Source organism: Mesorhizobium sp. M7A.F.Ca.US.008.03.1.1 (assembly GCF_003997495.1).
Classification (GTDB): Bacteria; Pseudomonadota; Alphaproteobacteria; order Rhizobiales; family Rhizobiaceae; genus Mesorhizobium.
On sequence record NZ_RZRU01000018.1, the window covers coordinates 1 to 23,138 of the forward strand.

26 protein-coding genes, 1 other RNA gene and 2 pseudogenes are annotated in these 23,138 nt (G+C 63.1%); 13 read left to right on the plus strand and 16 right to left on the minus strand.

Annotation, left to right across the window (positions count from 1 at the left end):
- Nucleotides 1-243 precede the first annotated feature (243 nt).
- Together EOA16_RS22700 and miaA are read right to left on the minus strand one after the other, a co-directional pair.
- Entirely contained in the window at nt 244-1,035 is a 792-nt protein-coding gene (locus EOA16_RS22700) for a GGDEF domain-containing protein (RefSeq protein ID WP_127260243.1), read from the minus strand.
- Between the two features lie 105 nt (nt 1,036-1,140).
- On the minus strand, nt 1,141-2,109 hold the full coding sequence (miaA, locus tag EOA16_RS22705) for a tRNA (adenosine(37)-N6)-dimethylallyltransferase MiaA (protein WP_127260244.1): 969 nt from the start codon (nt 2,107-2,109) through the stop codon (nt 1,141-1,143).
- On the opposite strand from miaA, the gene serB reads away from it, so the two are divergent.
- Entirely contained in the window at nt 2,099-2,986 is an 888-nt protein-coding gene (gene serB, locus EOA16_RS22710; RefSeq protein ID WP_127260245.1) for a phosphoserine phosphatase SerB, read from the plus strand. The genes miaA and serB overlap by 11 nt on opposite strands.
- Nucleotides 2,983-3,555: a GNAT family N-acetyltransferase gene (locus EOA16_RS22715; protein WP_127260246.1), complete on the plus strand. Its 573-nt coding sequence runs from the start codon at nt 2,983-2,985 to the stop codon at nt 3,553-3,555. Before serB ends, EOA16_RS22715 begins: the two co-directional genes overlap by 4 nt.
- A gap of 46 nt (nt 3,556-3,601) precedes the next feature.
- Here the strand turns inward: EOA16_RS22715 and EOA16_RS22720 are convergent, their stop codons facing one another.
- The 6 genes from EOA16_RS22720 to EOA16_RS22745 form a co-directional block, all read right to left on the minus strand.
- Complete coding sequence (locus EOA16_RS22720) at nt 3,602-5,119, minus strand: DegQ family serine endoprotease (RefSeq protein ID WP_127260247.1); 1,518 nt, start codon at nt 5,117-5,119, stop codon at nt 3,602-3,604.
- A 127-nt stretch (nt 5,120-5,246) separates the two neighbouring features.
- Nucleotides 5,247-5,435, minus strand: a complete 189-nt coding sequence (locus tag EOA16_RS22725; RefSeq protein ID WP_013531032.1) for a DUF2065 domain-containing protein — start codon at nt 5,433-5,435, stop codon at nt 5,247-5,249.
- Between the two features lie 6 nt (nt 5,436-5,441).
- Nucleotides 5,442-6,410, minus strand: coding sequence for a protease modulator HflC (locus EOA16_RS22730; protein ID WP_013531031.1), 969 nt, complete (start codon nt 6,408-6,410; stop codon nt 5,442-5,444).
- Complete coding sequence (gene hflK, locus EOA16_RS22735) at nt 6,410-7,534, minus strand: FtsH protease activity modulator HflK (RefSeq protein WP_127260248.1); 1,125 nt, start codon at nt 7,532-7,534, stop codon at nt 6,410-6,412. The genes EOA16_RS22730 and hflK overlap by 1 nt, the downstream gene beginning before the upstream one ends.
- Before the next feature lie 168 nt (nt 7,535-7,702).
- On the minus strand, nt 7,703-8,221 hold the full coding sequence (locus EOA16_RS22740) for a dihydrofolate reductase (protein ID WP_127260249.1): 519 nt from the start codon (nt 8,219-8,221) through the stop codon (nt 7,703-7,705).
- On the minus strand, nt 8,221-9,222 hold the full coding sequence (locus EOA16_RS22745) for a DUF4424 domain-containing protein (protein ID WP_127260250.1): 1,002 nt from the start codon (nt 9,220-9,222) through the stop codon (nt 8,221-8,223). Before EOA16_RS22745 ends, EOA16_RS22740 begins: the two co-directional genes overlap by 1 nt.
- Before the next feature lie 227 nt (nt 9,223-9,449).
- On the opposite strand from EOA16_RS22745, the gene cobF reads away from it, so the two are divergent.
- Nucleotides 9,450-10,226 carry a precorrin-6A synthase (deacetylating) gene (gene cobF, locus EOA16_RS22750; protein ID WP_127260251.1) on the plus strand — a complete coding sequence of 259 codons (777 nt, stop codon included), beginning with the start codon at nt 9,450-9,452 and terminating at the stop codon, nt 10,224-10,226.
- 111 nt (nt 10,227-10,337) lie between these two features.
- Here the strand turns inward: cobF and EOA16_RS22755 are convergent, their stop codons facing one another.
- From EOA16_RS22755 to modA, 4 genes are all read right to left on the minus strand, one after another.
- On the minus strand, nt 10,338-10,679 hold the full coding sequence (locus EOA16_RS22755; RefSeq protein ID WP_013531026.1) for a winged helix-turn-helix domain-containing protein: 342 nt from the start codon (nt 10,677-10,679) through the stop codon (nt 10,338-10,340).
- A gap of 80 nt (nt 10,680-10,759) precedes the next feature.
- Entirely contained in the window at nt 10,760-11,872 is a 1,113-nt protein-coding gene (gene modC, locus EOA16_RS22760) for a molybdenum ABC transporter ATP-binding protein (RefSeq protein ID WP_127260252.1), read from the minus strand.
- Complete coding sequence (gene modB / locus EOA16_RS22765; protein WP_127260253.1) at nt 11,869-12,573, minus strand: molybdate ABC transporter permease subunit; 705 nt, start codon at nt 12,571-12,573, stop codon at nt 11,869-11,871. The genes modC and modB overlap by 4 nt, the downstream gene beginning before the upstream one ends.
- Nucleotides 12,574-12,588: 15 nt before the next feature.
- On the minus strand, nt 12,589-13,383 hold the full coding sequence (gene modA, locus EOA16_RS22770) for a molybdate ABC transporter substrate-binding protein (RefSeq protein WP_127260254.1): 795 nt from the start codon (nt 13,381-13,383) through the stop codon (nt 12,589-12,591).
- Nucleotides 13,384-13,545: 162 nt separating this feature from the next.
- Here modA and EOA16_RS22775 point away from each other — a divergent pair.
- Nucleotides 13,546-13,722: pseudogene (locus EOA16_RS22775) on the plus strand (TOBE domain-containing protein).
- Nucleotides 13,723-13,758: 36 nt separating this feature from the next.
- Here EOA16_RS22775 and EOA16_RS22780 read toward each other — a convergent pair.
- Together EOA16_RS22780 and EOA16_RS22785 are read right to left on the minus strand one after the other, a co-directional pair.
- A complete protein-coding gene (locus EOA16_RS22780) occupies nt 13,759-14,553 on the minus strand; it encodes a thymidylate synthase (protein ID WP_127260255.1) in 795 nt (264 codons plus the stop codon).
- Between the two features lie 149 nt (nt 14,554-14,702).
- Nucleotides 14,703-15,014, minus strand: a complete 312-nt coding sequence (locus EOA16_RS22785) for a DUF2853 family protein (protein ID WP_023813086.1) — start codon at nt 15,012-15,014, stop codon at nt 14,703-14,705.
- A gap of 170 nt (nt 15,015-15,184) precedes the next feature.
- Between EOA16_RS22785 and ssrA the strand changes: the two genes are divergently transcribed.
- Together ssrA and EOA16_RS22795 are read left to right on the plus strand one after the other, a co-directional pair.
- Nucleotides 15,185-15,544, plus strand: a transfer-messenger RNA (tmRNA) gene (gene ssrA, locus EOA16_RS22790).
- 86 nt (nt 15,545-15,630) lie between these two features.
- Nucleotides 15,631-16,186, plus strand: a pseudogene (locus EOA16_RS22795) (AAA family ATPase).
- A 43-nt stretch (nt 16,187-16,229) separates the two neighbouring features.
- Here the strand turns inward: EOA16_RS22795 and EOA16_RS22800 are convergent.
- Nucleotides 16,230-17,435 carry a multidrug effflux MFS transporter gene (locus tag EOA16_RS22800; RefSeq protein ID WP_127260256.1) on the minus strand — a complete coding sequence of 402 codons (1,206 nt, stop codon included), beginning with the start codon at nt 17,433-17,435 and terminating at the stop codon, nt 16,230-16,232.
- Nucleotides 17,436-17,622: 187 nt separating this feature from the next.
- Here EOA16_RS22800 and EOA16_RS22805 point away from each other — a divergent pair, with 187 nt between their 5' ends.
- The 4 genes from EOA16_RS22805 (at nt 17,623) to EOA16_RS22820 (ending at nt 19,416) form a co-directional block, all read left to right on the plus strand.
- Nucleotides 17,623-18,312 carry a TetR/AcrR family transcriptional regulator gene (locus EOA16_RS22805; protein ID WP_127260257.1) on the plus strand — a complete coding sequence of 230 codons (690 nt, stop codon included), beginning with the start codon at nt 17,623-17,625 and terminating at the stop codon, nt 18,310-18,312.
- 118 nt (nt 18,313-18,430) lie between these two features.
- A complete protein-coding gene (locus tag EOA16_RS22810) occupies nt 18,431-18,967 on the plus strand; it encodes an SspB family protein (protein ID WP_127260258.1) in 537 nt (178 codons plus the stop codon).
- A gap of 16 nt (nt 18,968-18,983) precedes the next feature.
- Nucleotides 18,984-19,181, plus strand: coding sequence for a DUF4169 family protein (locus EOA16_RS22815; protein ID WP_127260259.1), 198 nt, complete (start codon nt 18,984-18,986; stop codon nt 19,179-19,181).
- A 10-nt stretch (nt 19,182-19,191) separates the two neighbouring features.
- Complete coding sequence (locus EOA16_RS22820) at nt 19,192-19,416, plus strand: ribbon-helix-helix domain-containing protein (protein ID WP_127260260.1); 225 nt, start codon at nt 19,192-19,194, stop codon at nt 19,414-19,416.
- Here the strand turns inward: EOA16_RS22820 and EOA16_RS22825 are convergent.
- On the minus strand, nt 19,413-21,215 hold the full coding sequence (locus EOA16_RS22825) for a chloride channel protein (RefSeq protein WP_127260261.1): 1,803 nt from the start codon (nt 21,213-21,215) through the stop codon (nt 19,413-19,415). The genes EOA16_RS22820 and EOA16_RS22825 overlap by 4 nt on opposite strands.
- A gap of 155 nt (nt 21,216-21,370) precedes the next feature.
- Here EOA16_RS22825 and EOA16_RS22830 point away from each other — a divergent pair, with 155 nt between their 5' ends.
- The 3 genes from EOA16_RS22830 to EOA16_RS22840 all read left to right on the plus strand — a co-directional run bounded on the left by EOA16_RS22830 (nt 21,371) and on the right by EOA16_RS22840 (nt 23,125).
- Nucleotides 21,371-21,808, plus strand: coding sequence for a helix-turn-helix domain-containing protein (locus tag EOA16_RS22830; RefSeq protein WP_127260262.1), 438 nt, complete (start codon nt 21,371-21,373; stop codon nt 21,806-21,808).
- Nucleotides 21,809-21,921: 113 nt separating this feature from the next.
- Nucleotides 21,922-22,227, plus strand: a complete 306-nt coding sequence (locus EOA16_RS22835) for a hypothetical protein (RefSeq protein ID WP_127260263.1) — start codon at nt 21,922-21,924, stop codon at nt 22,225-22,227.
- A gap of 16 nt (nt 22,228-22,243) precedes the next feature.
- Nucleotides 22,244-23,125 (plus strand): sigma-70 family RNA polymerase sigma factor, encoded by an 882-nt coding sequence (locus EOA16_RS22840; protein ID WP_127260264.1) that lies wholly within the window; start codon nt 22,244-22,246, stop codon nt 23,123-23,125.
- Nucleotides 23,126-23,138 lie beyond the last annotated feature (13 nt).

Genomic DNA, 23,138 nt, shown 5'->3' on the forward strand with positions numbered 1-23,138 from the left:
TGAAGCCCATCTTGGCCAGCGCTCACAAATCCGCGCGCAAAAGGCCGGACATATGAGCGCAAGCGATCCGATCAAACTATCTCAGCCAAGCCTTGCAAGCAGGGGGCCGTCCACATATGAGCACCGGCCTACGCCGGCCGTAGCCTTAACTGCCCAGTCACCTATGAGTGCTTCGGCCGGCGAAGGCCGGAAGTCGAGAAAGCCGCGTCAGGCAACCGGCCTCATGAATTCTTCTTCGGGATTTTAGGCGCAGACGCGGTTGCGGCCTTGCCTCTTCGCCTCGTAAAGCTGGCGGTCGGCGCGGCGATAGAACTCTTCCGCTGTTTCCTTGCGGTCCCAGACGGCAAGCCCGACGCTGGTGGTGATCTTCAGGCGGACATTGCCTGACAGCACCGACATGTTGGCGATCGCCTTGCGGATGCGCTCGGCAAACTTGCCCAGAAGCTCGGCGTCCATGTTCGGCGTGACCACGGCGAACTCCTCGCCGCCCAACCGCGCCACCACATCGTGGTAGCGCGTCATGTCCTTGAGACAGCTCGCGACGGCCTTGAGCACTTCGTCGCCGACGTCATGGCCGTGGGTGTCGTTGACCTGCTTGAAATGGTCGAGATCGAGGATCATCAGCCCGACGGGCTTTTCGATGCGCCGGAACTCCTCGAGATACTCCTTCAGCGCATCATCGAAATAGCGCCGGTTCTGCATGCCGGTCAGGCCGTCGGTCAGCGCCGCATGCTCGAATGTTTCCGAGCGCGCGCTGAGCGAGACCGTCATGGCGCGCAGCTTGCCTTCCTCCGTCGCCTGTTTGCGGATCAGCGGATAGATGAAGAAAATGCCGAAGAACAGCGCGGTGGCCAGGAGCACGCCGGTCGCAAACAAGAGCTTGTTGAGATAGATGACCTTGTCCAGACCCGAAGCCGTATGCAACTCGTCGGCGAAGGATTGCAGAAGTCCATAAGCATGCAGCGTCACCAGGCCGGCGGCCAGGATCACGAATATAAAGACGAAAAATGCTGATTCCGCCTTGTGGAAACGCATCTGCTCCCCGTTGGAAAAGTGCCCACCGACCTTATGGCATGGGCGGGCTTACGGAGGGTTAATTTGGACAACCCCAACGGGAACCTTTCCTTGCAGGTAAACTTTTCAGGTTGCATCGGAAGCAAGCGTTAAGATCGTGGTTTCCAGATCATCACCGGGGCGCAACCTCAGCCATTCCGGCCCCAATTGATGCCTGAACCAGGTGGTTTGCCGCTTGGAATATTGCCTGGTCGCGATCTTGGCGCGTTCGATCGCCTCGTGAAAGCCAATCTCTCCGGCCATCGCCGCCTGCAGTTCGCGAACGCCGATCGCTTTCATCGCCGGCAATTCGGGATCGAGGCCAAGTGCCGCAAGCCGCTTGACCTCGTCCAGCGCGCCCTTGTCCAGCATTTGGTCGAAGCGCTTGTCGATGCGTCCGACCAACGCCGCCCGTTCTGGCTCGATCACGAAGAAACGCGCGCTTTCCATGTCGATGAGCGGCTGGCCGCGCTCTGCCTGCCATTCCAGGATCGACCGGCCAGACGCATCGAGAACCTCCAATGCGCGCACGATGCGCTGGCTGTCGGTCGGCTTGAGCATCATGGCGGCCGCCGAATCCTCGCGCAGCAGCAGGCTGTGCAGCTTGACCGCGCCCTGCTCCTTCAATTCGTAGCGCCAACGGTCGCGGACCCGCTGCGGAATGTCGGGCATTTCCGAAATGCCCTCGGCCAGCGCACGAAAGTAGAGGCCGGTGCCGCCGACAAAAATCACTGGCCGTTCGGAGAATGTGCCGTCGTCGATCAACTTCCTCACGTCGCGCAGCCAGGCGCCGGTGGAATAGGGTGTCGCCGGGTGGACATGGCCATACAGAAAATGCGGTGCGCGGGCGAGGTCGGCCGCCTCCGGCCGGGCGGTCAGCACGTCGAGCACCGAATAGCCCTGCATGGAATCGGTGTTGACGATCACGCCACCCCTGCGCTCGGCCAGATCGAGCGCAAGCGCCGACTTGCCGCTGGCGGTCGGCCCGGCTATCAGGATCGCGTTCTTCACGCGGCCCTCGCCCGCCTGCCCGCCGGAATGTTCCATGCCGCTCATCGCCACGCTTGTTTCCCGTCCCACTGAGCGCGCTTTGTCGCTGTCGCTTGCGAATATGGCCTCACGGTCGGTCGGCGCAAGCGCTGTTGTCTGGCTGGCTGAAGCTATTGCCTGCGATCTCGTGCTGCCCGGGGCAGCCGACGCCGCCGTTACGAGTGCCGTCTTGCGCACGGCACTCGCCGGCGAAGCGGTCGACGTGATCATCCAGGAGGCAGAAACCCGCCGCAAGAAAATCCTGATCGCCGACATGGATTCGACCATGATCGACCAGGAATGTATCGACGAGCTGGCCGACGAGATTGGCGTCAAGGATCGGGTTGCTACAATTACCGCGCGATCCATGAATGGTGAGATCGCCTTCGAACCGGCTTTGCGCGAGCGGGTAGCGTTGCTCAAGGGCCTCGACGCCGCCGTGGTCGATCGCATCGTCGCCAATCGCCTGACGCTGGCCTCGGGCGGCCGTGTTCTGGTCCGGACCATGCGCGCCAATGGCGCCTGGACGGCACTCGTGTCTGGCGGATTCGAGGTCTTCACGACGCGCATCGCCGCCATGCTCGGCTTCCAGGAGAACCGCGCCAATCGCCTGCTCGAACAGGACGGCCGCTTCACCGGGCTGGTCGGCGAGCCGATCCTCGGCCGAGCCGCCAAGGCCGACGCGCTGATCGAAATTTCAGCGCGCCTCGGCCTGACGCCCACCGACGCCATCGCCGTTGGTGACGGCGCCAATGATCTCGACATGATCCGCCTGGCCGGTACCGGTGTCGCGCTTCACGCCAAGCCGACGGTAGCGGCACAGGCCAAGGTCCGCATCGATCATGGCGACCTGACCGCGCTGCTCTATATGCAAGGCTACAGGCAGGAGGAGTTTGTGCAATGAAACCAATGCGGACCGAACGCCTGATCCTGCGCAACTGGGAGGATCGCGACCGCGACCTGTTCCACCGCATCAACTCCGACGACCGGGTCATGGAGTTCTTTCCATTCCGCCGCGACCGCGCCCAGGCGGATGCCAAGATGGACGAGGTCCGCGCGTGGATCGATAAGGACGGCTATGGCTTCGCCGCTGCCGAGATTGCGGCCACGGGCCAATGTATCGGTTTTGTCGGGATAACCGGGACGGAAGATATCGACGTCCTGCCAGCCGGTACGATCGAGATCGGCTGGCGTCTCGCGCCGGAATTTTGGGGCAAGGGCTACGTCACCGAAGCCTCAGAGGCTTGGCTGGCCTACGGTTTCGAAACGCTGGGCCTTGGCGAGATCGTCTCCTTTGCCGTCCAGAACAACCACCGCTCCACCGCCGTCATGGAGCGCCTCGGCATGAGCGCGGATCCGTCTGCCGAATTCGACCACCCCGGCATTCCCGACAGCCAACCGCATCTCAAACGACATGTCCTGTACAGACTGTCACGCCAAGACTGGCAGGCAAGAAAAAGGGCGGCCCGCTAGCCGCCCTTTCCATTCAAGATGAGGATTTCGCCGGATCTTCCGAATCTCAGTCCATCCGGATCGTCACGAACCTGAGCTCGCCGGTCTTCGAGGCCAGCATCAAGAGCGCATTCTTGCGCCCCTGTTCCTTCAAGGCGCCGATCCGGTCCATGACATCCTTGGGCGTGGCAACCGATTCCTGTGCGATCTCGGTGATCACCTCGCCGGGCTGGATGCCGCGTTCGGCGGCTGCCGAGTCCTTGGCGACGTCGGTGATGACGACGCCCGAAACATCGGCCGCAATGCTGAACTTCTTGCGTGTCTCGTCGTTCAGTTCGCCGACCGTCATGCCGAGCACCGAAGCCGTGGAAACGGCCGGAGCCTTGTCGCCCTTGTCCTGATCGGTGTTGCTGCCCTCCTGGCTGCTGGCGAGCTTCTCGCCATCCTCGAGCCGGCCAAGCGTCACTTTCACGGTCTGCTCGACACCCTTGCGCACGATGAGCACATCGACCGCCTTGCCAACCGGGCTTTCGGCGACGACGCGCGGCAGATCGCGCATCTCATGGATATCCTTGCCGTCGAACTTGATGACGACGTCGCCCGCCTGGATGGTGCCATTGTCGACCGGGCCGCCCTTGATCACGCCGGCAACCAGTGCGCCCTTGGCGGTCGCCATGCCGAGGCTCTCGGCGATGTCGTCGGTCACCGGCTGGATGCGCACGCCGAGCCAGCCGCGCCGTGTCTCGCCGAACTGGCGCAACTGGTCGACGACACCGGACGCGAGCTGCGAGGGGATGGAGAAGCCGATGCCGATCGAGCCGCCGGAAGGCGAAATGATCGCCGTGTTGATGCCGATGACTTCGCCCGCGCTGTTGAACAGCGGTCCGCCGGAATTGCCGCGGTTGATCGCGGCATCGGTCTGGATGAAGTCGTCATAGGGGCCGGAATTGATGTCGCGGTTGCGGGCAGAGACGATGCCGACCGTCACCGTGCCGCCGAGGCCGAACGGGTTGCCGATCGCCATCACCCAGTCGCCGACGCGCATCTTGGTGGAATCGCCGAACTTCACCGCCGTCAGCTTGTGGCCTTTCGGATCCACCTTGAGCACGGCGACATCGGTCTTGGTGTCGGTGCCGACCAGCGTCGCCTTCAAGGTGACGCCATCGGAAAAATTGACCTCGATATCGTCGGCGTCGGCGATGACATGGTTGTTGGTGACGACGATGCCTTGCTCGGCGTCGATGACGAAGCCGGAGCCCAGCGACTGCACCTTCTGCGCGCCGTTGTCCTTGTCGCCGCCGCGATTCTTGAAGAAATCGTCGAAGAAATCCTGGAAGGGCGAACCCTCGGGCAATTGCGGCATCGGCACCGCGCCCGGGCCTTCGGTACCCTTGACCGTCTGCGAGGTCGATATGTTGACCACCGCGCCGAGCAGGCCTTGCGCCAGATCGGCGACCGAAGCGGGCCCATCGGCGGCAAATGTCGGCGTCACGAAGGACGGGACAGCGACGGCGCTGACAAGAAGTGCCGCCGCGCCGGCGATGAATGTCCGCCGTGCCGCGCGCAGAATTGTATTGGATGTCATCGAGAGGCCTCCCGGTATTCTTGAAAAGAAAAGCGCTTCGACGAAAACGCCGCGTCACGCCATGTTGGCAAAAAATACGGCACGTTTGCGGCTATGACTATGGGCAGAGGATAAATCATCGCCGCCGTCATGCGCCTCGTACCAGCCAGACGATGCCGACGCCGATCGCGATCGCCGCCAGCCCGGCAATCCGCAGCGCGTTCTCGGGCAGCGACAGCACTTCGGTGGCAAGCTTCCTGGCCAGGCCGGGAAAGCCGCCATAGACCAGACCCTCTATGACGAGGACGAGGCCCATGGCGGCAAGAAAATCCTGCACCGGCCGCTACTGGCCGGTGCTGGGCTGTGCCGCCGGCGCGGCGGGTGCCGTCGCCGGAGCGTTTGGCGCAGGCGAAGCCGGCTTTGCCGGCCCCTCGCTGCCGTCGGGATTGCGGAAGAAGCGGAAGAACTCCGAGTTCGGCGACAACACCATCGTTGTTCCGGTGTTGTCGAGCGCCGTGCCATAGGCATTCATCGACCGGTAGAAGTCGAAGAAAGCCGGATCGCGCTGATAGGCTCCCGCGAAGGTGGCGCTGCGCTGGGCCTCGCCCTCGCCGCGCAGGATTTCCGACTCTTTTTGCGCTTCGGCGACAATCTCGACCACTTCGCGATCGGCGCGGGCGGTGATGCGCTGTGCCGCCTCATTGCCGCGCGCCCTCAGCCGGGCAGCTTCCGCCAGGCGTTCCGCCTTCATGCGGTCGAAGGTCTGCTGCGAGACTTCGGCCGTGAGATCGGTGCGGCGAATGCGGACATCCTCGATCTGCAGGCCGAGCGATGTGGCATCGGGCCTGAGCTGGTCGCGGACTTCGCGCATCATCACGCCGCGCTCTTCGGAGAGTGCTGCCTCGAAATCACGCAGACCATAGACACGGCGCAAGGCAGCGTCGAGACGCGTCCTGAGCCGGGCCTCGGCCAATTCGATCTGACCGGACACCGCGGCGCGGAAGACCCGCGGATCCGAGATGCGATAGGCGATGAAGGCATCGACCTCATAGAACTTGCCGCCCGAGACCTGGACGCGAATGTTGTCGAGGTCGAAGCGCAGCACCCGGTTCTCGATCAGCTGCACGGTGTCGGCGTCGAAGAACGAGAACGGCGCCTTGAAGTAGATGCCGGGTTCGCTCTTGACGTCGACGATCTCGCCGAACCTGAGCACCAGCGCCTGCTGGCGGGCATTGACCACGAAGACCGACGAATAGAGCAGGAACAGGATAACCGCTGCTGCGACGACGATGATGGGAAGACGGTTGGCCATCACTGGTTACCTCCCGTAGCGCCACTGGACGCAGCGGGTGCCGGCGCTTTCGGCTGCAATGCCGGCAGCGGCAGATAGGGAACGACCCCTTGCCCGTTGCCCTGCTCGACGATGACCTTGCTCGAATCCTTCAGAACCTTCTCCATGGTTTCCAGGTAGAGGCGCTTGCGCGTTACATCGGGCGCCTTGGCATATTCGTCATAGACCGAGATGAAGCGCTGCGCCTCACCCTCGGCTTCCTGCACGACCCGGTTCTTGTAGGCGGCCGCGTCTTCGCGGATCTGTGCGGCCTCGCCGCGCGCCTGCCCGAGCTTCTGATTGGAATACTGATTGGCCTGCTCGACGAACTTGTCCTCGTCCTGCTCGGCGCGCTGCACCTCGTCGAACGCATCGGCCACTTCGCGTGGCGGTGCCGCATCCTCGATCGAGACGGCGTTGACGTTGAGACCGGCCTTGTAGCCGTCCAACGTCGTCTGGATGATTTCACGCACCGAGGCGGCAATGCCCTGGCGGTCGTCGCGGAAGATGTCCTGCGCCGGCCGGCGGCCGACGGCTTCACGCATGGCGCTTTCGGCAACCTGCCGCAGCATGCCGTCGGGATCGGACACGTCGAACAGATACGCCCTCGGGTCGGAGACCTGATAGGCCACCGAGAACTGGACGTTGACGATGTTCTGGTCGCCGGTAAGCATCAGCCCGGACGTGTTGCCACTCGCCGCGCCGCCCCCGCCGATATCGACGAGCTGCTCGGAAATCTTGGCCGTCTCAACGGTTTCGAGCGGCCACCAATGGAAATGCAGGCCAGGCTGCGACAGTTCGGTCTTCGGCTTGCCGAAGCGCAGTTCGACCGCGACCTCGTCGGGCTGCACCGTATAAACCGCCTTGAACGCCCACAGCACCACAAGTGCAGCCGCGATCAGTGCGAAGATAGCCGGGCTCGCCCCGCCGCCACCCGGAAGAGCGCGCCGCAGCCGGTCCTGGCCGCGGCGGATGATGTCTTCGAGATCTGGAGGCGAGCCCTGTGGCCCGCTCGGTCCCTTTGGACCCTGCCCCCAGGGTCCCTGATTGTTGCCGCCGCCACCCCATGGGCCGCCGCCACCGCCGCTTTTGTCGTTCCAGGGCATGAATGTCCTTTCGCTTGGAATTCCCTCAAGCACCGGTATTACGGCGCAAAATCCAGTATTGTTCTTCTATAGGGACGCCACGAGGCGCTTTCAACGCGATGCGCTGCCGACTTCGTCCGATTTGTCCGGTCGCGACCCTTTGTCTTCCTTCAATGCCCCTTTTTTCAGTCAATGTCTCTCTCGGCGCCGCTCGTAAACCGAATAGCGCGTCGCGTGGCTGTCCTTTTCCCCAGCGGGAAACTCCCGCGAGCTGACAATGCGCCAGGAATCCGGATCGATCGGCGGGAAATGTGCGTCGCCGTCGACCGCTGCCAGCACATGAGTGACATGCAGGCGATCGGCCAGCAGCATGGCCTGGGCATAGATTTCGCCGCCGCCGATGACGCACACCTCGTCCACATCGGCCATGCGGCGCCCGCGCACCGTCGCCAACTGGACCGCGGCTTCGAGCGAATGTGCCACCTCGACGCCCTCGGCACGCCAAGTCTTGTGGCGGGTGACGACGATGTTCAACCTGCCCGGCAGCGGCCGGCCGATGCCCTCATAGGTCTTGCGGCCCATGATGATGGGCTTGCCCATCGTATCGGCCCTGAAGCGCTTGAGATCGGTGGAGAGCCGCCACGGGAGCCCGCCGTCCCGCCCGATCACGCCGTTCTCGGCAATGGCAACGTAGATTGCGACGTGCATCAATTGTCGTCCGTTGGCTCGAGGATCAGGACGTCGATGTCGCGCTCGGGGTAGAAATCATCCGCCGTCATCTCGAAGGTCGTCGGTCCGGTCTTTTTGACATTGTCGCCGCAGAACGAGACCAGGGCTTTCGGATTGCCCTTGTCGATCGTCAGCTTGAACTTGCCGATCGTGCCGGTGGCCCAGTTGCCGCCGGTGGTCAGGACATAGGCGATGCGGTTCTCGACATATTTGGGGTAGCCGTCAGGGTCATCCTTGGCCGCTTTGCGCACAGCATTTTCGAATGTGTCGTCCATGCAATAGCGGGCCTTGTAGGCCGCATACTGACCCTGGAATTTGCCGTCGTAGAAGAAGCTGACTGAAGACGTGCCGCCGACGCTCGGCTTGTAGTGGTGGGAAACATGGACGTCCTTGTTGGCCAGAAAGGTCGAACGCCACCAGTAGGTCGAACGCAGTTGCCAGAACGGCGTGTAGACCTTGGTCGTCTCGGTGCCGTCGCTGCCGGTGTCCTCGATGATGATGCCGCGGTCGACCCAGTCATCGACAACCGCTTGCGGCAGCTTGGCCAGCGCCGCCTTCGCCGCATCGCCGAAAGGATAGAACGGCACGTTTTGCGCCTTCAGCTCTGCGCTGATGTCGATGCCGAGCGCCAACACCTTCTGCTCCAGCTGCGGCTTGACGGCGACACCGTCGATCGTCACCTCGAAGCCGAGGAAATTGTCGCTCTGATTTTCAGGGATCGCCGGGATTTCTTCGGGATTGCCGGAGATGTCGGGCATCGGGAAGGCGACGATGGCCTCGACATCCTTGTCTGTGTTGTTGTGGAAGACGTAGTCGACCGTCACCTTTTCCGGCGACATGAAGAGATCCTCGCTTTGCATCGCCACGGCATCGCTGCGCGACAGGATCAGGCCGCCGGTGCCAAGTTCGGCAACCGAATCATTGGCGAAGGCGGGCGCGGGCGACAGGGCCAGCACAGCGGTCAGAACATATCGCAACATGGAAGCCCCCTCGGCTAGAATGCTTGCAGGACCCTAGCCGTTTCAATGTGGCGTTTCAAAGCCCTTCCGTATCCTCGGACGCACCAAAGGGAGCTGGGCTGCGGTCTGGACACGCGCCAGCGCGGTCTGGACACGCGCCAGCGCGGTCTGGACACGCGCCAGCGCGGTCTGGACACGCGCCAGCGCGGTCTGGACTAACAGGTCCCGATCGGGCAGGAGTTCGCCCCATGCGCAAGCTTCTCGTCATCGGCATCGGCGCCGGCAATCCCGACCATATGACCGTTCAGGCCATATCAGGCCTGAACCAGGCGGATGTTCTGTTCATCCCCGACAAGGGCGCGAAAAAAAACGAACTGGCCGAGCTGCGTCGCCGGATATGCGACCGCTTCGTCACCAATCCGAAGTCGCGCCGCGTCGAATTCGACGTGCCGGTGCGCGACCTCCCGGTAGAAGATGGGCCGGCGCCGTCCTACCGCTCGACCGTCGATGACTGGCACGAAGCCATCGCCGCGATCTACGAAGGCTTGATCCGCGACGAGATTGCAGGCGACGGCTGCGGCGCTTTCCTGATCTGGGGCGACCCTTCGCTCTACGACAGCGCGTTGCGCATCCTCGAGCGCGTGCGCCTGCGAGGCAATGTGGCGTTCGAGCTTGAGGTGATCCCCGGCATCACCGCCGTCCAGGCGCTTGCCGCCAGCCACAAGATGGCGCTGAACCGCATCGGCGATTCCGTCCTCATCACCACCGGCCGCCGCCTGACCGAGGAAGGCATGCCGGACAACGCCGGCAGCGCGGTCGTCCTGCTGGACGGCAAATGCGCTTTCAACACGCTGGCCGACAAGGAAGTCGTCATCCATTGGGGCGCCTATCTCGGAACGGAAGACGAGATCACTCTCTCCGGCAGGATCGGTGACATCGGCACAAAGATCGAAGAGGTTCGAGAGGAAGCTCGTCGGCGGAAGGGCTGGATCATGGACAGCTATTTGCTGCGCAAGCCCGAATAGGAAGGCGGTAGGGCAGCAGGTGAATGACGTTTTGTGTTGGAAGACAGCACGCGAATGCCTCCCTACTGCCCTACTGCCCTACTGCCCTACTGCCCTACTGCCCTACTGCCCTCACCCAGCCTCAATCTCCGCCTGCAGCGCCTCCATATGCGTCGCTGCCGCGGCCGCGGCCGCGCGCTCGATGGCGCGGAAGCGGCTGACCACTGCCAGGCCGACCGCCGTCAGTTGTGCGCCGCCGCCCTTGCGGCCGCCGGTCTGTGCCGCCACCAGCGGCTTGCCGAATACCCGGTTCATGTCCTCGACCAGGTCCCAGGCGTGCTTATAGGACATCTCCATGCCGCGCGCGGCGGCCGAGATGGAGCCGAAGGCGGCGATCTGTTCCAGGAGTTCGATCTTGCCCGGCCCGACGCGCCCGTCGGGATCGAGATTTATCCGCAAGCTCAGCGACGGCATCATTACTCTCCGCGGTCACACCCCAACCTCATACTAGAAGCTCCCTGGCGAAACCGCTATTCCAAAAAGACATAGCGGGATCATCCATCCGCCTCGGCGGGCAGGCCGGCGCCGGTGTTGGCCCGGTCGAAGCTCACCGTCTTGATCACCGCGAAAACCTTACCGCCAAGATGAAGCTTCAGCGCCTGCCGCGACTGTTCGGTGATGCGGGCAAGCACGGTTGCGCCATTGCAGTCGATGCCGACCTCGACCGCCGGGCCCTCGCTCGGGATTATCGCGGTAATGGTTCCCGGCAGGATGTTGAGCGCGCTGAGGCCCCTCGGCTTTTCGGTGGCGATCATCACATCGCGGGCGCGGATACGGATGCGCACCGGCGTACCTGTCTTCATCGCCAGCTGTGGCACCCGGAGCTCGCCCGCGGCCGAGCCGAGCACGGTCATGCCGAAAGGCTCGTCGTGATGCAGCACCCTGGTGTCCAGCACGGCGCCCCCCTCGCCGCGCTCCTCCGCCGGCAACAGGTCGAGCCTTTGCATCACCGCCCCGGTCGGCCCGCTGGCAATGACATTGCCGTACGCCAGCATCACCACGTCGCTGGCCAGCCTCGCCACTTCGGCGACCGAATGACTGACATAGACGATCGGGATTTTCGTCTCGTCGCGCAGCCTTTCGACATAGGGCAGGATTTCGGCCTTGCGCGCTTCGTCGAGCGAGGCCAGCGGTTCGTCCATGAGCAGCAGTCTGGGGCTGGCAAGCAATGCCCGGCCGATCGCCACGCGCTGTTTCTCGCCGCCCGAGAGCTTTGCCGGCCGCCTGTTCATGAGCGGCCCGATGCCGAGCAGGTCGACGACGGCATCGAAATCGGCGTAGCGCTCCGCCGGCGGCGTGAACCAGCGGCCGTAGCGCAGATTGCCGGCAACGCTCATATGCGGAAACAGCCGTGCGTCCTGGAACACCATGCCGATGCGGCGCTTGTGCTTCGGCACGAAAATGCCGGCACCGGTATCGACCAGCACACGGCCGTCGACCTCGATGCATCCCTCGTCGGGCCGGATCAGCCCGGCAATCATGTCGATCAGCGTCGTCTTGCCCGACCCTGACGCTCCAAACAGCGCCGTCAGCCGCCCGGCGCTTTCGAAGCGGGCCTCGATGGCGAAACCACCCAGCCGATGACTGATGTCGACGATAACGCTCATTCGATGTCCAGTCGCCGGCCGACGCGCCGCGCCAGCACCTCCGAAGCCACCAGCGCGGCCATGGAGATGACGATGGAAATCAGCGTCAGGCGGAGCGCCCCTTCATCGCCACCCGGCACCTGCGTGAAGGTGTAGATCGCCGACGGCAATGTCTGCGTCTCATTGGGAATGTTAGAGACGAAGGTGATGGTAGCGCCGAACTCGCCCATCGCCTTGGCGAAGGCCAGGATGGCGCCGGCGATCAGCCCGGGCAGGATCAACGGCAGCGTGATGGTGGCGAACACCCAGAGCGAATTGGCGCCGAGCGTTCCCGCCGCCGCTTCCATCTTGCGGTCCACCGCCTCGATCGACAACCGGATCGCCCGCACCATCAGCGGAAAGCCCATGACGCCGCAGGCCAGCGCCGCACCCGTCCAGCGGAAGGAGAAGACAATGCCGAAATGCTCTGCCAGGAAAGCGCCGGCCGGGCCGCGCCGGCCGAAGGTGAGCAGCAGCAGGTAGCCGGTCACCACGGGCGGCAGGATCAGAGGCAGATGCACCAGCCCGTTGAGAACGGTCTTGCCCCAGAATTGTCCCCGGGCAAGCAGCAGTGCGATCAATATGCCCGGCGGCAGGCTGGCAAGCATCGCCACCGTCGCCACCTTGACGGACAGCCGGACCGCATTCCATTCGTCGGGAGTGAGGTCCAGCAGCCAGTTCATAGTGCCTCTTGGAACTCAGTTGCTCGGCGCGAGCACGGTAAATCCCTGATCCTTGAACAGCGCGGCCGCCTTGGTCGACTGCAGGCACTTCAGGAAAGCCAGCGTGTCCTTGTCCTTCGAATCGGCGGTCTGGGCAACCGGATAGATGATCGGCGGATGCGAATCCTCCGGGAAAGTGCCGACCACCTTGACACCCTTTTCAGCATGCGCGTCGGTGGCATAGACGATGCCAAGGGCTGCTTCGCCCGTCGAAACCAGCTTCAGCGCCGCGCGCACGTTCTCGGCCTGCGCCACCTTGCCCTCGACCGAAGACCAGACGCCGAGCGATTCAAGTGCCGCCTTGCCGTATTTGCCGGCCGGCACCGCCTTGAAGTCGCCCATGGCGAGCCTGCCGTCGCCGATCAGCTTGGCGAGGTCGAAGCCCTTCTCGATCCTGGTGTCGACCGCCGAGTCCCTCGGCGCCACCAGCACGATCTGATTGCCCAGCAGCTTCACTTCGGTGTCCGGCTTGGTCAGCTTCTTGTCGGAGAGATATTTCATCCAGTCGAGGTCGGCCGAGATGAAGACGTCGGCAGGCGCCCCGCCCTCGATCTGCTTGGCCAGCGCCGAGCTTGCGGCATAGGAGACGGTCGCCGCCTCGCCGACATCGGCCTCGCAGGCCTTGTTCACCGCGTCGAGCGCGTCCTTGAGGCTGGCCGCGGCAAACACCACCAGCCTGTCTTCCGCATGTGCTGCCGGCACGACTGCCATCAGCGCCGCAGCGAAACCGCCAATGGCGATCGCCCTCGATCCAAAACCTTTGCGCGTCATGGAAAACTCTCCCTGGTTTGAAATCCGGTCAGCCCTAAGTCTCCGATCGATATATCCGCATGAATATAACAAGGGAAGGCCCAGCGCCTCCTGAAGCGTCTGCACGATACCGATTGTTCTGGTAAGACCGGCAAAGAAACCTGCCCGCGCATCCTCCGGGGAATGATCGCCGAGATCGTCAAGGGAGCCACCACTCGCATGTCAGGATCGACATCGGTGGCGGCGCCATCGTCAGCACCTCGATCACCAACGAGGCCTTCGCCGATCTCAAGCTTGAAAAAGGGCAAGCAGGCCTATGCCGTGGTCAAGGCCTCGGACGTGATGGTCGGCATCAACTGATCGGCGCGTGATTCAGGGTAGAGTAAAACCTTGGACTCAGACCGCGATCGGCGCCTTGATGCTTGCATCGGCGACGTAGTTTTCCAGCCGGAAATCCTCGAAGCGGAAGGCGAACAGATCCTTCACCTCCGGATTGATCCACATCGTCGGCAGCGTCCTCGGCGTGCGCCGCAGCTGCTCGCGCGCCTGCTCGAAATGGTTCGAGTAGAGATGCGCATCGCCAAGTGTGTGGACGAAATCGCCGGGTTTCAGCCCGGTGACCTGCGCCACCATCAAGGTCAGCAGGGCATAGGACGCGATGTTGAACGGCACACCAAGGAAGATATCGGCGGAACGCTGGTAGAGTTGGCAGGAAAGCCGCCCTTCCGAAACATAGAACTGGAACAGGCAGTGGCAGGGCGGCAGCGCCATCGCTTCCACCTCGGCTGGGTTCCATGCCGAAACGATCAGCCGCCGCGATTGAGGGTTTTTGCGTATCTCCTTGAGAAGATTCGCGATCTGGTCGATCGAGCCGCCATGGCCGTCCGGCCAGGAACGCCATTGCTTGCCGTAGACAGGGCCGAGATCGCCATTCTCGTCGGCCCATTCGTCCCAGATCGAAACGCCATGGTCGGTGAGGTATTTGATGTTGGTGTCGCCGGCCAGGAACCACAGAAGCTCATGGACGATCGACTTGAGATGCAGCTTCTTGGTCGTGGTGACGGGAAAGCCGCCCGCCAGGTCGAAACGCATCTGGTAGCCGAAGACGGAGCGCGTTCCGGTGCCGGTGCGGTCGCCGCGATCGGCGCCGTTGTCCAGCACGTGCTGCAGGAGGTCGAGATACTGGCGCATCGGTTCCGGCTCGATTCGGTTGTTCAGCCATCATAGCTGACGGACAGGCGTCCGAACACCAGAAAGCGGCGCGCAAACCCTGCGCGCCAGCCAGTCCCCACACCGGCTGGCGCGCAGGCCGCGCCAGCCCTGCAATTAGCGTGCGATCGTCAGAGGGAGCCGAGCTTACCCAGGTCCTTCGCAACCAGGTAGTAGAAGGTAACCCGGCTCTTGGTGTTATCGGCCGCCATCGCCTTGCAGGTCTTCTCGATGGACGCATCGGCCTTCGCTGCATCGCTGATGCCGAGCTTCTTGGCGACCCAGTTGTCCCTGACACGCCCGAGTTCCTTCGGGTCGGTGCAGGATACCAGCGAGGAATCGCGGTTCCTGAGCGCGATGCCCAGGTGTTTGACGATCTTTTCAACCGCATCAGCACTGGCGCCGGCGTCGTATTTCTTCACGTCTGCAAGATAGTCGGCCATCAAAATTCCCCTCGTCGGCGCCACGGATGCGATCGATGAGGGCTGTGGCGCGCTGCTGCAACGTGTGCGCTAGGTCGGTAACTCCTCACCGTGGCAAAGCTTCGGTTGAGACCGCGCCCGAGTCAACCCTTGGGACTTGCGGTTTTGACACGGGGACAAAGTGCTACTGCGGCCTTTCATTTCCTGCGATCGCCCCCTATATTCGGTTTGTCGGCTTGACCGACTATGGCGATAAATGGGCGATGAAATAAGCCGTTCGGACCCGGGGGCGGTACCCGGCGCCTCCACCAAAAGCCGCTGTTGACGACAGAGCGGTTTTTGCTGGGGGCGAAATAGGATCGACGAAGGTGTAAAGATCGTACTTTTGCCCGGCATGGTACCACCGTCATCGGGCTAAACCTGTAGTTGCAAATGACAACTATGCGGAAGCACGTCTCGCCGCGTAAGCGGTGCGATAGCTTCAAATCAAGCCCTAGAGGTTCGCACTTCTAGGCGGGGTTCGGAGGTACCTGGCAACAGAAACCTCCACTTCTCCCCTCCTCCGATATGCAGCATGCGCAGTGGCAGATTCTCCGCGAAGGCGCCCTGCCGCATGCTCCCTCTCCACGGACAAAACATGCAAAACGATTCCGATCGCTTCTTCGTGCTGACCGGCGGTCCCGGCTCCGGCAAGACCACCCTGATCGAAGCCCTGCGCCACGCAGGCTTTGCCACCTCGGTGGAAGCCGGGCGCGGCATCATCCGCGACCAGTCTGCCATTGGCGGACCCGCTTTGCCCTGGCACGATCGCGCGCTGTTTGCCGAGTTGATGCTGTCATGGGAGATGCGCTCATATCAAATCGCGCGAAAACAGACCGGGCGTCCCGTTTTTTTTCGATCGTGGCGTTCCGGACACGCTCGGCTATCTCAGGCTGAGCGGCCTGCCGGTACCCGAACACGCCAACGCTGCCGCCGAGCGCTTCCGATACAACCCGCGCGTCTTCGTCGCCCCGCTTTGGCCGGAGATCTTCGCGCAGGACGAAGAGCGCAAGCAGACGCTCGACGAGGCCGAGCGTACCCACCAGGCGCTGGTCCGCGTCTACACGGAACTGGGCTATGAGATGATTCCGTTGCCGCTGGCACCCGTCGAGGCGCGGCTGCGCTTCGTGCTGGCCGAGACGGGATTGGCATGAAAAAGGCCGGGCATGACCCGGCCTTTGTCTCATCGAAAGTCCATTACTCGGCTGGTGCCTCAACGGCTTCGCGCGAGCGGCCGAGCGTGAACTTGGCCAGCGTGAACGAGATCACCGCGCACAGCGTGATGCCGGCCACCATCGGCAGCGGCGTACCGTCGAAGAACACGCCGGCGACGCCCATGGCGAGTGCGCCGATGGCGAAGTGCAGCGTGCCCATCAGCGCCGACGCCGTACCGGCGATCTCGCCATGCTCTTCCATGGCCAGCACCGAGGTGGTCGGGATGACCAGACCGAGGAAGCCGTAGCCGACAAACAGCAGCGCCGCCATCACGTCGAGCCGGTCGATGCCTGTCGCCATCACCGCGAACAGCACCACCATCGTCGTCGCATAGCCGGTCACCGCGACGCGCACCACGCGCCGCAGCCCGAACCGCTCGGCCAGCAGCCCCGTCATCTGCGACATGCCGATGAAGGCAACCGCATTGATCGAGAAGAACACGCTGTAGACCGAAGGCGACAGGCCGTAATGGTCGATCAGGATGAACGACGAGCTCGACAGATAGACAAAGAAGCTCGCAATGCCGAAGCCGGCGATCGCTGTCAGGCCGAGGAAGTTACGGTCACCCATCAGGAAGCGATAGGCCGACAGCGCAGTGCCGAACGAGGACCCGGCGCGATCTTCAGCCGGCCGCGTCTCCTTGAGCGAGGTCGCCAGAAGGATGGTGGCCAGCAGAGCCGCGCCCGTCACCGTCCAGAACACGGCGCGCCAGCCGAAACTCTCGATGATCACGCTGCCGGTCAGCGGCGCCAGGATCGGCGACACCGAAAACACCAGCATTAGCAAAGACATCAGCTTGGCGGCCTCATTGCCGGTGTGCAGGTCGCGCACGATGGCGCGCGGAACGGCCATGCCGGCGCTGGCGCCAAGCCCTTGCAGGAAGCGGAAAGCGATCAGCCATTCGATGGTCGGCGCCATTGCCGAACCGATGCCGCCGACCATGAACAGCGCAAGGCCGCCATAAAGCGGCAGCTTGCGGCCGACCATGTCGGAGATCGGCCCGACGACGATCTGGCCAAAACCCATCGACAGGAAGAAAATCAACAGGCTCATCTGCACGGCAGCGGTGCCGGCATGCAGATCCGCGCCGATCGAGGGCAGCGCGGGCAGATACATGTCGATGGCGAACGGGCCGATAGCGGACAACAAGCCGAGCACGACCGCGATGCGGAGGAATTTGGGACTCATGATAGAGGCTTCTTTCAAATCTGGTTGCCGCGCCAGGCGACGTCTAACCTAGGACGTTCCATCCCGTGAGCTTCCGACACATCGAGAGCGAATTCCATTCGTCTCTCTCACGCGAAATCTCTTTATCTTGTGTCCACAAATTTAGACACTCTTGTCTAAATCGTCAATCACCTCTATATAGTTTTTTATGAAGCTGCACGTTTCTCCTGACATTTTCCCGCCACGCGGTCATGAGGCCAAGCGCCTGTCGATCGTCGACTCCGCGGCCACCGTGTTTTGCCGCGAAGGTTTCGCCGGCGCCAACATCGACCTGATTGCCGCCGAAGCCGGCGTCTCGCGGCAGACCGTCTACAACCATCATGGCGACAAGGAGAAACTGTTCGTTGCCGTTGTGCGCGATCTCACCGAACGCTGCAATGCCGGCATCTTCGCCACCATCGCCACCTTCCCCGACCAGCCCCGGGATCTCGAAGCGGATCTGATCGGCTTTGCCGTGCGCTTGAACCAGAACTGCATCTGCAACCGCGATGGAAAATTCCTGCGCAAGCTGATCCAGACCGAAGGCGAGCGCTATCCCGAACTGTTTGCCGAATGGCGCGAACAGGGACCGGGCAGGACATGGCCGGCAATCGCCGCCCGCTTCGCCCGCCTTGCCTATGGCGGCTACCTCACGATCGAGGACCCGGACGTGGCGGCACGCCAGTTCCTTGGCCTCGTCAATGCCGAACTGCAGACCACCTTCATGCTTGGCGGCTCGCCGCGCGAGGACGAGGTGCTGCAATCCGCGACCAATGGCGTGCGCACCTTCCTGCGCGCCTTCGGCAAGCGCCGGTCCGCGGCATCGTCCGAAAAGCAAAGCGCGCTCGCCAGCGCCTGAGCGATCAAATCGCTGGCAATAGTCTTCGCTTCCGCGCGAGGGTGATCTATATGCGGTTTACGCCGCCCTCAAGCTTGATTACAGCTATGCGGACGATTCAACGGAACCCGACCGCCACATGGCCGACGACCACATCCGCTACGACATTCTGGCCCAGGAGGCGTTGCGCGGCGTCATGCGCAAGGTCCTGGCCGAGGTCGCGCGCACCGGCCTCCCCGGCAATCACCACTTCTTCATCACCTTCCTGACCGGTGCGCCGGGCGTACGCGTGTCCTCGCGGCTGCGCGAGCGCTATCCCGAGCAGATGACCATCGTCATTCAGTTCCAGTATTGGGACCTGAAGGTGACCGATACCGGCTTCGAGGTTGGCCTGTCCTTCTCCGATGTGCCGGAAAAACTCGAAATCCCGTTCTCGGCCGTGCGCGGCTTCTATGATCCCTCGGTCAATTTCGAACTCGAATTCGACGTCAAGACGGATGGCGCGGCAGCCGAGGAACCGGCTGCGCCAACTCCGGAGCCGTTGACCATCGTCTCCGAGAAAAAGCCGAAGGCCGAGAAGAAGGCCGCCGCCGAGCCGGAGAAGAAGCCCGCGGCCGCGGACGCCGCCACCAAGGGCGCTGAAGTGGTCTCGCTCGACGCCTTCCGCAAGAAATAAGCCTGCGGTTCACGCCATGGCTGACATCGTCAATCTCCGCCAGGCTCGCAAGCAGAAGGCGCGGGACGAGAAAGTGCGCGTCGCCGAACAGAACCGGGCACTGTACGGTCGCTCCAAGGCAGAGAAGCAACGCGACCGCATAGTCGCCGACAAGGCCGAAAACTTCGTCGCCGGGCACCGCCGTGAGCCATCCGGCGCCGAAGACGACCAGTGAGCTGTCACCAGTGAGCGCGGTCGAAAAGCGCTCGGTGACCATTCGCGGTCACCGCACCAGCTACTCGCTCGAAAAGCCTTTCTATGACGATCTCGTCGTGATCGCGGCGACCAGAGAGCTGACCCTCGCCGCCCTTGTCGCCGAAGTCGACGAGGCGCGGCCTCGCAACACCAACCTGTCCTCGGCCTTGAGGCTCCATGTCCTCGAATGGGCGAAGCGCGGAACGCGTCTCTAAAGGCTTTCGGCCGCGTCTTCCTTTTTCCTGCGCCTGGTGCCGAAGCCAAGCAAGGTCGAACGTTCGCGCTCCTCGGCCTGTTTCCTGGACCGCACGCGCATCAGATCCTTCCAGCCGACATAACCGACCAAATGCGAGCCTTCGCGAGTGACGACGGGCAGATGAGAGACGTTGGCCATCAGCAGTTTGTCGGAAAGGCCTTCGAGATACTCGTCCGGATAGGCCAGCGTCACCTTGCTGCCGGCCAGCAGCGCGCCAAGCGTGGTGGTGCGGTGCGTGCCGGCGCGTCTCCAGCGCAATATAGCCGGCGGATCGATGAGGCCGAGCACATGCCCGTTCTCATCCACCACCGGAAAACTCGGATGCCGTGTTTCCGGCGCGGTCAGGAAGGCTGCTGCGCCATGCAGCGTCATCGTCGCCGGCACGCTTTCGACCTGTGAGGTCATCACCTCGCGCACCCTGGTCAAGGCAAAGGGATCGACGCGGTATTCGCGAACCAGATGGTGTCCCCTTCTGGCGATCTTTTCGGTCAGGATCGACCGCTTCATCAGAAGTACGGTGACGGCGTGCGCCGCGGCGCAGGCCGCAATCAGCGGCACCAGCATATGTGTGTTGCCGGTCAGTTCGACGGCGAAGAACGTGGCGGTCAGCGGCGCACGCATCGTACCGCCCATCGTGGCGGCCATTGCCAGCAGCGCCCAGAAACCCGGATCCGCGGCAGGCAGAACGCCGGCGAGCACAGCGCCCATAGCCCCGCCCATGATCAACAGCGGCGCCAGCACACCTCCCGACGTTCCCGAGCCGAGCGCTACCGACCAGATGATCGCCTTGACCACCAGCAGCAGGAGTGCCGCCGTCGCGACTGTGCGGCCGTCCAGCATGTCGGTGATGTTGTCATAGCCGACACCGAGCGCGTGCGGTTCGATCAGCCCGCCTATGCCGACCACCAGGCCGCCAAGCATCGGCCACCACATCCAGTGGATCGGCAGTTTCTGAAAACCGTCCTCGCAGGCATAGACCATCTGCGTCAGCAGTCCCGACAAAAGTCCTGCACAAACACCGATCGCCACCCAGCCGGCAAGGCCGACAAAGGACACCTCCATGCCGCCCTGAAACGGAAAGATCGGCCCGGGCAGATGCAGCGTGGTGCGCTCGACCTCGGCGATAACAGCCGCGACCGCCACCGGAATGAAGCTGCGCGGGGTCCATTCGAAGAGCAGCAGTTCGACCGCCAGCATGATGGCGGCGATCGGTGTTCCGAACACCGTGGTCATGCCCGCTGCCGCACCAGCCACCAGCAGCGTCTTGCGCTCGTTGTCGCTGACCGGCAGCATCTGCGCGATCAGCGAGCCGATCGCGCCGCCTGTCATGATGATCGGGCCTTCGGCGCCGAACGGTCCGCCGGAGCCGATCGAGATCGCCGACGACAGCGGCTTCAGGATCGCCACCTTGGCGTCGAGTTTCGAGCGCCCGAGCAGGATCGCCTCGATGGCTTCGGGAATGCCGTGGCCGCGGATCTTCTCGCTGCCGAAGCGCGCCATCAGGCCGATGATCAGCGCGCCGATCACCGGAACGATGACGGCGGCAAGCCCAAGCGGCGTGTTCTCGAGTTTCAGGTCGGCAAGCGAGAACTCGCCGAAATAGGCGATGTTGGTGGCAAGCCGGATCAGCTTCAAAAGCGCGATGCCGGCAACCAGTCCGGCTGTCGCCACCACCACCGCAATGGCGGCGACGAGCAGCACCCTGGCATCCGTGGTGAAATCGCGCAGATGCTCCGGATTGGAGTGATGGGTCTTCATGGCAGTTTGCTTCCTGGCGGCGGCCGTATGTCTGAGGTGCGGCACGGTCGACGCGGCCAGCCGGGCCTATCGGTGGCTATGTATCGTAACACGATATAAATATTCAAGCCGGTTTCGCCCGAAATCCGTTTGAGCTTTCGCCAGAAAGCGAACACATGTCTGATATGTCGCAGCCACAAAAACCACGCCCCGCCATCAGCCAGGCCGATTACCAGCGGCTATCGGAGTTTCGCTACCTGATCCGCCGGTTCCTCGAATTCAGCCAGGTCCAGGCGGAAGACGCCGGCCTGACCCCGCGCCAGCACCAGGCGCTGCTGGCGATCAAGGGATTCCCCGGCGGCGGCGCGGTGACGGTTGGCGATCTCGCGGAACGCCTGCGCATTCGCCACCACAGCGCCGTCGAACTGGTCAACCGCCTCGGCGAGGCGGGGCTGGTCACAAGGGATCAGGACAAGGACGACCACCGCCGCGTGCTGCTGCAGCTGACCGAGCGCGCCGACGATTGCCTGGCCGAGCTGTCGGCGGCGCATCTCGACGAACTGTCACGCATCGAACCGATGCTGCGGCGCCTGCTCGATCGGGACCATGCGTGAAGCTCCGGGTCTTGCACGGAACAACATCGAACAATTTTCCCGACATCCCGAATCCTTTGGCTTCGCCGCAACGTCTCGGACATGAGCGCGAGGCACCAAGAGGAACAACCGCAATGAAACGCCACCTGATACGCTACAAGACGAAACCGGAGCGGACCGACGAGAATGAACGGCTGGTCAAGGCCGTGTTCCGGGAGTTGCGGGAAAAATCGCCGGACAGCGTTCGCTACATGACATGGCGTTCCGACGACGGGACCTTTGTCCATCTGGTCGAGACGGAAACCGAAGCCCATGCCGACATCATCACCGGGCTGGCGGCATTCGAGGCCTTTCAAAATGGCATCAGGGATCGCTTGATCGAGCGTCCGCACCGCGAGGAAATGACTGTGGTGGGCAGTTACCGTATGCTCGACCAGTAACGGCGAACAGAGGCGCATGAACACTCCTGGCGAGATCCGCGAGCCTTTTGAGCGCTTGATCGGTGAGATGCGCCCCAAGCTGCACCGCTACTGCGCCCGAATGACGGGCTCGGTCATCGACGGTGAGGACGTGCTGCAGGAAGCCCTGACCAAGGCCTTCGAGGCGCTGCCCAATGCCGGCCCGATCGCCAATCCGGAGGGCTGGCTGTTCCGCATCGCCCACAATGCGGCACTCGACTTTCTGCGCCGGCGATCCCGTGAAAAGGCTTTTTCCGATGAGGACCCGGACATGATCGTCGATCCGACAAATCCCACTGTCGATCGTCAGGCCGCGGCGGCCGGCCTGCATACCTTCATGCGCCTCCCTGTCGCGCAGCGAAGCAGCATCATCATGATGGACGTCCTGGGCTATTCGCTGCAGGAGATCAGCGCCATGCTCGACGCGAGCATTCCCGCGGTTAAGGCGGCGCTGCATCGTGGTCGTCATCGGCTGCGCCATCTTGCGGACGAACCGGACGACCGTCCTGTTCCGAGATTGAGCGGCGCAGAGCGTCTGCTGCTCGATGCTTACATCGATCGCTTCAACGCCCGCGATTTCGACGCGGTGCGCGACATGCTGGCCGACGAAGTACGGCTGGAACTGGTGGCCAGGACGCGGCTGAACGGTCGCAAGGACGTGGCCACCTACTTCCATAACTATTCCCAGGTGAAGGACTGGCATTTCGTGCCGGGCTTCGTCGAAGACAGGCCAGCAGTCCTCGTTCGCGACAGCGATGATCCGGCGGCGCGGCCATCCTATTTCATCCTGCTGGCCTGGCAGGACGGCAAACTCTTGACCGTCCGAGATTTCCGCCACGCCCGCTATGCCACCGACGGCGCCGATTTGCTCGTTCTTTGAGAGTACTCAGGAC

What these genes read in the sequence shown, in the direction of transcription:
- EOA16_RS22700 (WP_127260243.1), bottom strand. Translation starts at nt 1,035, where the DNA reads ATGCGTTTCCACAAGGCGGAATCAGCATTTTTCGTCTTTATATTCGTG.
- serB (WP_127260245.1), top strand. Translation starts at nt 2,099, where the DNA reads ATGCCGCTCATCGCCACGCTTGTTTCCCGTCCCACTGAGCGCGCTTTG.
- miaA (WP_127260244.1), bottom strand. Translation starts at nt 2,109, where the DNA reads ATGAGCGGCATGGAACATTCCGGCGGGCAGGCGGGCGAGGGCCGCGTG.
- EOA16_RS22715 (WP_127260246.1), top strand. Translation starts at nt 2,983, where the DNA reads ATGAAACCAATGCGGACCGAACGCCTGATCCTGCGCAACTGGGAGGAT.
- EOA16_RS22720 (WP_127260247.1), bottom strand. Translation starts at nt 5,119, where the DNA reads ATGACATCCAATACAATTCTGCGCGCGGCACGGCGGACATTCATCGCC.
- EOA16_RS22730 (WP_013531031.1), bottom strand. Translation starts at nt 6,410, where the DNA reads ATGGCCAACCGTCTTCCCATCATCGTCGTCGCAGCAGCGGTTATCCTG.
- hflK (WP_127260248.1), bottom strand. Translation starts at nt 7,534, where the DNA reads ATGCCCTGGAACGACAAAAGCGGCGGTGGCGGCGGCCCATGGGGTGGC.
- EOA16_RS22740 (WP_127260249.1), bottom strand. Translation starts at nt 8,221, where the DNA reads ATGCACGTCGCAATCTACGTTGCCATTGCCGAGAACGGCGTGATCGGG.
- EOA16_RS22745 (WP_127260250.1), bottom strand. Translation starts at nt 9,222, where the DNA reads ATGTTGCGATATGTTCTGACCGCTGTGCTGGCCCTGTCGCCCGCGCCC.
- cobF (WP_127260251.1), top strand. Translation starts at nt 9,450, where the DNA reads ATGCGCAAGCTTCTCGTCATCGGCATCGGCGCCGGCAATCCCGACCAT.
- EOA16_RS22755 (WP_013531026.1), bottom strand. Translation starts at nt 10,679, where the DNA reads ATGCCGTCGCTGAGCTTGCGGATAAATCTCGATCCCGACGGGCGCGTC.
- modC (WP_127260252.1), bottom strand. Translation starts at nt 11,872, where the DNA reads ATGAGCGTTATCGTCGACATCAGTCATCGGCTGGGTGGTTTCGCCATC.
- modB (WP_127260253.1), bottom strand. Translation starts at nt 12,573, where the DNA reads ATGAACTGGCTGCTGGACCTCACTCCCGACGAATGGAATGCGGTCCGG.
- modA (WP_127260254.1), bottom strand. Translation starts at nt 13,383, where the DNA reads ATGACGCGCAAAGGTTTTGGATCGAGGGCGATCGCCATTGGCGGTTTC.
- EOA16_RS22780 (WP_127260255.1), bottom strand. Translation starts at nt 14,553, where the DNA reads ATGCGCCAGTATCTCGACCTCCTGCAGCACGTGCTGGACAACGGCGCC.
- EOA16_RS22785 (WP_023813086.1), bottom strand. Translation starts at nt 15,014, where the DNA reads ATGGCCGACTATCTTGCAGACGTGAAGAAATACGACGCCGGCGCCAGT.
- EOA16_RS22800 (WP_127260256.1), bottom strand. Translation starts at nt 17,435, where the DNA reads ATGAGTCCCAAATTCCTCCGCATCGCGGTCGTGCTCGGCTTGTTGTCC.
- EOA16_RS22805 (WP_127260257.1), top strand. Translation starts at nt 17,623, where the DNA reads ATGAAGCTGCACGTTTCTCCTGACATTTTCCCGCCACGCGGTCATGAG.
- EOA16_RS22810 (WP_127260258.1), top strand. Translation starts at nt 18,431, where the DNA reads ATGGCCGACGACCACATCCGCTACGACATTCTGGCCCAGGAGGCGTTG.
- EOA16_RS22815 (WP_127260259.1), top strand. Translation starts at nt 18,984, where the DNA reads ATGGCTGACATCGTCAATCTCCGCCAGGCTCGCAAGCAGAAGGCGCGG.
- EOA16_RS22825 (WP_127260261.1), bottom strand. Translation starts at nt 21,215, where the DNA reads ATGAAGACCCATCACTCCAATCCGGAGCATCTGCGCGATTTCACCACG.
- EOA16_RS22830 (WP_127260262.1), top strand. Translation starts at nt 21,371, where the DNA reads ATGTCTGATATGTCGCAGCCACAAAAACCACGCCCCGCCATCAGCCAG.
- EOA16_RS22835 (WP_127260263.1), top strand. Translation starts at nt 21,922, where the DNA reads ATGAAACGCCACCTGATACGCTACAAGACGAAACCGGAGCGGACCGAC.
- EOA16_RS22840 (WP_127260264.1), top strand. Translation starts at nt 22,244, where the DNA reads ATGAACACTCCTGGCGAGATCCGCGAGCCTTTTGAGCGCTTGATCGGT.